This window comes from Roseofilum sp. SBFL, from assembly GCF_017746885.1.
GTDB lineage: Bacteria > Cyanobacteriota > Cyanobacteriia > Cyanobacteriales > Desertifilaceae > Roseofilum.
The window spans coordinates 1-6,600 of the sequence record NZ_JAGHZH010000120.1 but is presented as its reverse complement, the minus strand read 5'-3'; the positions used below and the strand labels follow the sequence as shown (position 1 = coordinate 6,600).

Here is a 6,600-nt window from a genome sequence, read left to right as displayed (position 1 = left end):
GATGGGGTAAAGTTCTGATTTTCCGGAAGAAGGATTTATACGGTTCGTAACCGGGTTTATATTTTCCTGCCAGTTCTCCAGGACAACATAAGTTGTGGATGTCATCCAATATAATCAAGCAGCGATGTTTTTGTAAATATTTAATTAGGGGTAATTCTTTTTTCTTCTCAGCAGAAGCATCTTCAGGTTGAGGAGAACAGAAGACTTGGATGAAGTCCGCTTCTAACTGAGCAAACGGGGGAGCATGTTCGAGACTGCGCCAAATCACAGATTCAAATTCAGATTGGATCTGCTCGACGAGTTGCCGTGCGAGTTGCGTTTTGCCAATGCCACTGATACCCATGAGCGCGATGATACGACATTGCTCTTGTAATATCCAGGTTTTGAGCGTGTCGAGTTCAGAGGCGCGATCGTAGAAAGTATCCAATTCTGGCATTTCACTTAAATCGTGACGTTGACAGTTAGATTTTGGTGATACACCTGAATTATCCCTTGGTTCTCCAGAATAAATAACCGAGTCTATCTGTTGTACACAATCGCTGGAGCATATCGAGACTTGAAGTTTTTCCAATTCAGAACGCAAATTTGATTTACTGATCTTGTCTCCTAATTCTTCTGAAATTATTTTCCACAATTCCGATCCTACTTCTCTCAAATGGCTATCAGAGCATTCAAGTTCTTTGGCAATTTCTTTGTATGTTTTTCGCCTTAGAGTGCCTCGAAGTACAGCTTTCTCTAGATCGTCCATGTGCCTACCTCTGTTTGTAAACACAATTTCGTCAACGGCTCTCTCAGCAAATTGTAACATTTTCTCAATATCCATGAGAGTCTATCAAGGGAATGTTTGGTATAGCATATCACTTTTTTGAAGGATTGGGGAACATTTCCATACATTTTCCTACAAAAAGGGTTTCATCTAGCCAGTTTTTAGGTGCAAAATAGCACTTTTTTAAAGTGGACAAATCCATAGTGATTAAGACATAGTAAGAGTATAGCTTGCAGCGCTGCGTTTCATCATGGCTTCAATTTTATTGAAGTTCTATAGATTGACAAACTGGAGGTAAGACTATGAGCAAGAAAGAAAAGAGTTATGGCAGAGAATTAGCAGAAGAGGCAGGAAAGTCAGCCGTAAGATACACTGTAAGAGCAGCGGTAGGTGCAGCAATTGTAGGAATTGGGGGTCTCATAACTATGGGCCCACCTGGAGCAGTTGCTGGTGCAAAACTAGGAGCTATAGCTGGCACTGCTTTGGGAGGTGATGGTGATGATGGTGGAGATGTTGGTTAAGTTGAGTTAACAGTATATGCTGTGACAACAGAATAACAAAACCTGTTCTTTGCTATTAAAGCATGTAGGGGCGAACAGCCGTTCGCCCCTACAGATTTTGTAAATAGTAATAGAAGGAAAAATATCAAGGAGATATTGCATCAAAAGAGTTCCTGTTCGCGAGGGGGAAGCAGTTCATCCCGATAGGACTCGAAAGCCGGAAAGTCCGAGACTCCTTGATAAGATAAGATCTCCTCTGGCCATTGGCAAGATGAAATTGTTGAGGTTTCGATCCTGTGGCGTAATACTTGCAGAATTAAGGTCGATAGGGGAATATTAGATTGCTCCGCTTGACGGATGAGGTCTTGTTCCAGGTCTGGCGGTAAGTCGATTGTAATTTGCATCGATAATTTTCCTCAATTTATCCCTCTTTTGCCAATATTTTATCATACCCTACAGCCTAGAAGTAGCAGTAACTCACGGCTGTAGGTAGACTAGAGGGAACAAATATGGAAGGCTTGCTATGAGTATTAATCAATCAACCGCGATCGCCACTGCTGAAGAAGCACGGATAGCAAGAGAGGCCAGCAAAACCTTTGCTGCTCTAATTCCCAATCAAAAGCCATTACAACTGACAGTAACCAGTGATGACGACATTGAGAGAGAACTGACCCTTCCTCCAACGGCAGTTCGACTCCTTTTTGATATTCTTGAACAGATGGCCCTTGGTAAAGCCGTAACCATTATCCCGGTCAATGCTGAGTTAACTATCGAGCAAGCTGCTGACCTACTCAATGTCTCCCGTCCATTGCTCCTAGATCTATTGGACAAAAATGAAATTCCTCACCGCAAAGTTGGTCGGCATCGGCAAATTTTATTTGAGGAACTGATGAACTATAAAAAGAAGGTTGAACAGTCTCAAAAAGCAGCTCTTGAAGAACTTACTGCTCAAGCAGAAGAGTTAGACTTGGGGTATTGACTTGGCCAATTTTACCGCCCTCTACGATGCTTGTGTCCTCTACCCAGCACCGCTTAGAGACCTTTTGGTTAGCTTGGCTGGAACCGGTCTGTTTCGCGCTCGCTGGAGTAATATGATTCATGAAGAATGGATAGAGAATCTGCTTGAGAATCGACCAGACTTGAAACGAGAATCCCTTGAACGGACTCGCACTCTTATGGATGCTGCAGTCCAAGATTGTCTGGTAACTAATTTTGAAGATTTGATCCCTTTGCTTGAACTTCCAGATGATGGCGATCGGCATGTTCTAGCAGCAGCAATACGAGCGGGGGCAGATGTAATTGTCACGAAGAATCTCAAGGACTTTCCCAACCCCCTCGTTCAGGAAAAATATCAAATAGAACCTCAACATCCCGATCAATTTGTCGCCGATCTTCTGGATTTATCTCCTGGTCTGGTTTGTGCGACAATACGTGATATGAGAGCGCGATTGAAAAGAAATCCACGTACTGTTGAAGAACTACTGGGCACTTTTGAGCAACAAGGACTGACTGAGACAGTAGCTCTTTTAAGAGATTATGCAGAGCTACTCTAGATGGTTTTATTGAGTTAAGGATGAACCCATTCTCTTGTCCTGACTCGCCCATCTTGGCAAAGGGGCCTTTCGGAGCGCACAATAAATAAAGGATTGAGAGAGACTATTAGAGAACAAACCCCCATCCATGCGTATCTCACTGAACTGGCTGCAAGAACTTGTCGATATTACCCTGTCTGCCGATGAACTCGCTCATACTTTGACCATGGCAGGCTTTGAAGTAGAAGACATTGAAGACCGCCGCACTTGGGCTGATGGAGTTGTTATTGGTGAAATTGTGGAAGCTGCGCCCCACCCCAATGCCAATAAGCTTCAAGTTTGCCAAGTCAACGTTGGCGCTGAGGAACCCCTCAATATTGTTTGTGGAGCTTCCAATGCTCGCCAGGGTATTCGCGTACCGGTGGCGGTGGTGGGAACCTATCTGAGCCAAATCGACTTGAAAATTAAACCGGCTAAACTGCGGGGAGTCAAATCTCACGGCATGATTTGCTCTTTGTCGGAATTGGGACTCGAAAAAGAATCGGCAGGGATTCATATTTTTACCCAAGAAGACTTAACCCTGGGGGCTGATGTGCGTCCTCTGCTGGGTTTAGATGATGTGATTCTGGATCTGACTTCGACGGCTAACCGAGCGGATGCTCTGAGTTTGGTGGGTATTGCGAGGGAAGTGGCGGCGCTAACGGGAGCGACTCTGAAATTGCCAAATCTGGAGCCATTTAATCCGCCGGGGCAGAATGGCAAGGTGGTTGTGAAGTTGGATGAGCAGCGCGGCAATACGAAGAGTGAGAGCAATTACCCCTGTCCGGTTTATATCGGTACGGTGATTGAAGGACTGCAACTGATGCCTTCTCCGGCTTGGCTGCAACAGCGCTTGGTGGCTTCCGGGGTACGTCCGATTAATAATGTGGTGGATATCACCAATTATGTATTGCTGGAATGGGGACAACCGCTCCATGCATTCGATTACGATCGCCTCCTCACCGTCACCAGCACCCAATCGCCTACCATTGGAGTACGCTTTGCCCAAGCTGGAGAAACTTTAGTTACTCTAGATGGCCAATCTCGCGATCTCTGTTCTGCTAAGAGCGGCCAGTCCGATACCCTGGTGATTACAGCCAATGACCAACCAGTAGCCTTAGCCGGGGTAATGGGAGGAGAAGCCACAGAAGTCCATGACGAAACCACCCGCATTCTACTCGAAGCGGCCCTATTTACCCCCATCGTCACTCGCCGTTCCGCTCGCTCCCAAGGACTGCGAACGGAAGCTTCAGCGCGATACGAGCGCGGAGTCAACCCAGCAGAGTTGGACGTAGCTGCGGCACGGGCAATTCAATTGTTGCAACAGTTGGCTTCTGGTGAGGTGGTAGCTGGCGAGATAGCTGATTTTCGAGGAGAGCGCCAAACCGGAGGACGGCAAATTTCTCTGCGTTTCGATCGCGTCAAACAAGTATTAGGTTCTCCGTTAGCGAATCCTGGAGAAACGAAAGAGGAACCCCAAGAAGGGGAACTTCTGCCGGAAGATGTGCAACGGATTTTAACCGCTTTGGGCTGTACTCTGGAAGCCCAAGATACTTCAGCAGATACCCTCAGTTGGATGGTGACTATTCCTCCCTATCGCTACCGGGATTTAGAGCGGGAAATCGATCTCATTGAAGAGATTGCTCGCTTGTACGGTTATGATAATTTCTGCGAAACTCTACCCGCCCAATCCGAACCGGGATATCTACCAGCGGATGAGTCGATTGTACGGCAGTTACGGGAAGCTCTGCGAGGAGTTGGCTTAACGGAAGTGATGCATTATTCCTATGGGTTGAGTCATCTGCGTCAGGACAGTTTACTTTCGGCGGATTCAACTCAGGTGGCGATCGCCAATCCCCTGTTTACGGAATACTCTACCCTACGCACTGAGTTATTATCGAGCCTGATTCTGGCCTTTCAGTACAATTTAGAACAAGGTAATGGCCCTCTGAATGGGTTTGAAATTGGCCGCATCTTCTGGAATGAGGAAGATGGACTCATGGAAGCCGATTCTGTTGCCGGTATCATCAGTGCTTCTAGTGTAGGCAACTGGATTCGGGGAGGAAAAGCCGCCACCCTAAGCTGGTATGAAGCCAAAGGACTGCTAGAAGCGGTGTTTGAGCGCGTTGGATTATCCACACCCGGAGGGATTTTACCCAGTTCAGGAATTACCCAAACCCAAGTTGAGTATCAACCGAATCAACAAGATAAGCGGTTTCATCCAGGGCGCACAGCTTCCTTATGGTTACAAGGGGAACGGTTAGGAACGTTTGGACAGCTCCATCCCCAGTTGTGTCAGGAGTTGGAAATACCAGATGAGGTGTATGCTTTTGAACTGGATTTAGAGGTAATTCTGGCGGCCCTGGAGCAGGATGAAAAGCTGCAACCGATTTATAAAGGCTATTCCACTTATCCGGGAAGCGATCGCGATTTAGCCTTCTTTGCCGATCGCCAAATTTCTGTGGCAGAAATTGAGAAAGCGATGGTAAAAGCAGCAGCGAAAGGACAACCGAAAGGTTCTTCATTATTGGAATCTGTGGAGCTGTTCGATCGATATCAGGGCGAAAATGTGCCAGATGGACAGCGATCTTTAGCCTTTCGTCTGGTGTATCGAGCAGGCGATCGCACCTTAGCCGATACTGATGTCGAACCCATCCATCAACAGGTACGCGATGCTCTAGTCGAGAAATTTAGCGTCACCCTCAGAAGTTAATGAGGTTTTAGAAGACTCGATTCGTTGTAGCGCTTTAGCACCAAAATGTTCAGAGTGCTAAAACGCTACAACGCCCGTTCAGTCCTGCTGATTTAGATTAGCAAGAGTTTCGGTAACCGTTTCTAGGGGTAAGTCGAGTAATTCGGCGATCGCCTCCGCACGCAGTCCATAGCTGAACATGCGAGGAATCGCTTGTAACTTGCCTTCTTGTTCCCCTTCGGTAAAGGCTTCTTGATAAACTTTGGTTTGTTTGATATCGCTAAGTCCTAGCATGGCTTCTATTTCCTCCCGGCTTTTTTGCGGTAATTTATAAACAATAATCGTTTCAATCAAATCAATCAGGTTTTGCTGTACCTTTTGTGCGCTCAATTGGCTTTTGGTTTGTTCAATCAGCCTCTTCGCCAATTGGGGCGCTGTCTGTTCTTTCTCTATTATTAGCTTAAGCACGCCCAACCCTAGGGAGTTTTGGGGCAGTTCATTCAGGTAAATGCGCGTAACTTGGGGAAGCAGCAGTTGGTTGGCAAAGTGCAAAGTATTTTCCCGTTCGATGTTGCGGTTGGGGTAAATAACGACAACTTGCCAAGGGTGGGGAGGTTGGTATTGTTTCAGGTAGAGGAACAGTTCGCTAAAGAGTCGATAGTAGAGAGTCTCATCCGGTTGAAATTGAACTTCGGCGAGGTAAAAGGGGAGTTCTGGGTTAGGAGTGCTGGGGAGAAATAGTCCATCTAAGCGAAAAGCCAGTTGCTTAACTTCAACGGAGGTGAAGGTGTAGAGGTTAGCGGTACTCGAGGGGAGTCCGCACAATTCAAAGAAGAATTGGGGGAAATCTTGGAATATTTTGTATAGCAGAGAAAGGGAGAGTTAGGACATTTTCTATTGCGATTCGTGCCTGTTGCCTATTGCCTTAAACCATCATCTAACTGTCCTAACCAACTCCTTTGCTGCTATAGCCCTCTTCTGTCACTCTCCGAAAAGCTTTAGCTTTTCGGAATCGTAGAGTGTAGACAAGGCAGGCGATCGCGCCATTTTTTCTGCATATCAATTCCCAAG

At 46.3% G+C, this 6,600-nt stretch carries 7 protein-coding genes; 4 read left to right on the top strand and 3 right to left on the bottom strand.

Annotated features, from left to right (window positions below; all coding sequences use genetic code 11):
* The coding region (locus tag J7545_RS12990; protein ID WP_318719645.1) for an NB-ARC domain-containing protein at window positions 1–748 on the bottom strand (748 nt) is incomplete at its 3' end.
* Between the two features lie 320 nt (window positions 749–1,068).
* Here J7545_RS12990 and J7545_RS12985 point away from each other — a divergent pair.
* Complete coding sequence (locus J7545_RS12985) at window positions 1,069–1,287, top strand: hypothetical protein (RefSeq protein WP_318698022.1); 219 nt, start codon at window positions 1,069–1,071, stop codon at window positions 1,285–1,287.
* A 140-nt stretch (window positions 1,288–1,427) separates the two neighbouring features.
* Here the strand turns inward: J7545_RS12985 and J7545_RS12980 are convergent, their stop codons facing one another.
* Window positions 1,428–1,670: a hypothetical protein gene (locus J7545_RS12980; RefSeq protein ID WP_318698023.1), complete on the bottom strand. Its 243-nt coding sequence runs from the start codon at window positions 1,668–1,670 to the stop codon at window positions 1,428–1,430.
* Window positions 1,671–1,789: 119 nt separating this feature from the next.
* On the opposite strand from J7545_RS12980, the gene J7545_RS12975 reads away from it, so the two are divergent.
* From J7545_RS12975 to pheT, 3 genes are all read left to right on the top strand, one after another.
* Window positions 1,790–2,245, top strand: a complete 456-nt coding sequence (locus tag J7545_RS12975) for an excisionase family DNA-binding protein (protein WP_318698024.1) — start codon at window positions 1,790–1,792, stop codon at window positions 2,243–2,245.
* Between the two features lies 1 nt (window position 2,246).
* Complete coding sequence (locus J7545_RS12970) at window positions 2,247–2,819, top strand: PIN domain-containing protein (RefSeq protein WP_318698025.1); 573 nt, start codon at window positions 2,247–2,249, stop codon at window positions 2,817–2,819.
* A 127-nt stretch (window positions 2,820–2,946) separates the two neighbouring features.
* Window positions 2,947–5,550: a phenylalanine--tRNA ligase subunit beta gene (gene pheT, locus J7545_RS12965; protein ID WP_318698026.1), complete on the top strand. Its 2,604-nt coding sequence runs from the start codon at window positions 2,947–2,949 to the stop codon at window positions 5,548–5,550.
* Between the two features lie 78 nt (window positions 5,551–5,628).
* Here the strand turns inward: pheT and J7545_RS12960 are convergent, their stop codons facing one another.
* Window positions 5,629–6,399 carry an Rpn family recombination-promoting nuclease/putative transposase gene (locus tag J7545_RS12960; RefSeq protein ID WP_318698027.1) on the bottom strand — a complete coding sequence of 257 codons (771 nt, stop codon included), beginning with the start codon at window positions 6,397–6,399 and terminating at the stop codon, window positions 5,629–5,631.
* Window positions 6,400–6,600: the final 201 nt, after the last annotated feature.